Source organism: Flavicella sediminum, from assembly GCF_006381105.1.
Taxonomy (GTDB): Bacteria; Bacteroidota; Bacteroidia; order Flavobacteriales; family Flavobacteriaceae; genus Flavicella; species Flavicella sediminum.
The window spans coordinates 1-1,541 of record NZ_VDET01000061.1 but is presented as its reverse complement, the minus strand read 5'-3'; the positions used below and the strand labels follow the sequence as shown (position 1 = coordinate 1,541).

General features: G+C 38.4%; 1 protein-coding gene. It reads right to left on the bottom strand.

Annotated elements, in window-relative coordinates:
• Positions 1–126: 126 nt before the first annotated feature.
• Complete coding sequence (locus FGM02_RS17880; protein WP_394344449.1) at positions 127–1,413, bottom strand: ammonium transporter; 1,287 nt, start codon at positions 1,411–1,413, stop codon at positions 127–129.
• Positions 1,414–1,541: the final 128 nt, after the last annotated feature.

Genomic DNA, 1,541 nt, shown 5'->3' with positions numbered 1-1,541 from the left:
GTAGGTAGGTAGGTAGGTAGGTGTTTATACGTAAATAATTTAAAGAAAGATATTCGTAAGCAGAAAAAAAGGCCTTGTAGTAACTACAAGACCTTTATATATTAAATAATAGTGAGGAGGAGAATGTTATTCTTCATCCAGTCCTCTAACTCTTTTTCCGTGGTAAGCAATTGTACCGTGTTCAGCAATATCAAGACCTAATTCTTCTTCTTCTGCAGAAACTCTCAATCCAATAGTTTTCTTTAGAATATAAAAGAAAAAGAATGCCATTACGATTGCCCAAATAGCATAAGCTAACACACCGATTGCTTGTGCGGCTAATTGGCTTGTTCCTCCACCATTGAATAGTCCAATACCAGTATCACCATCAATTCCCCAAAGTCCAATAACTAAGGTTCCCCATGCTCCACAAACACCGTGAACAGAAGCAGCACCTACAGCATCGTCAATTTTTAATTTCTTGTCGATAAATTCAATAGAGAATACAACAATGATACCTCCAATCAAACCAGCTAATACGGCTCCACCTTCAGACATGTTTCCACAACCAGCAGTGATACTTACCAAACCAGCAAGTGATCCGTTTAATGTCATTCCTAAATTCGGTTTTCCGTCCTTAATCCAGGTAAGTAGTAAGGCTCCTAGTGCACCAGCTGCAGCGGCAAGATTGGTTACAAGTACAACAGTTGATGCTGCAGTTGCGTCGTCACCTCCCCAAGCTAATTGAGATCCACCATTAAATCCGAACCATCCTAACCAAAGGATAAAAACACCTAATGTTGCAAGAATTTGATTGTGTCCTGGCATTTCAACAGATTTACCGTTGATGTATTTACCAATTCTAGGTCCAACCATCCAAGCAGCAACTAATGCAGCCCATCCACCAACAGAGTGTACGATTGAAGATCCAGCAAAATCAATAAACTCAGCAGGCATCCATTCAGCATTTAACCAACCACCATTCCATTCCCAACCACCGGCAATTGGGTATATGATAGCACTCATTACTACAGAAAAGATAGCGTAAGTTGTATATTTAGTTCTTCCTGCAATAGCACCAGATACAATAGTAGCAGCAGTGGCAGCAAATACAGTTTGGAAGAATAAATCAGCAGATCCTTGTGAGAATACGAAATCTCCCCAGTGAAACCATCCTGCTTTTGAGATATCTTCACCGTACATTAAAGAGTAACCAACAAACCAGAAAGACAGCGAACCAACGGCTACATCTAAAAAGTTTTTCATGGCAATGTTTACCGCATTTTTTGAATCTGTAAATCCGGATTCAACTAAGGTAAAACCTGCTTGCATAAAGAATACTAAAATACCTGATAATAGCATCCAAAGCATTCCCATGTCTCCTACGATACCTTCTATAGCCTTTGCGTTTTCAGCAGCAGTAGGCTCAATCATTGTTATTATTGTGTTTAACATAATTGTGTTTTTAAATTAATAGTTATTTATTTTTAGAATTGTAGCGTAACGGGGTATTTTCACGCTACAATTCATTGGAAAGTATTTTTTTTTAGAAAGAATATACA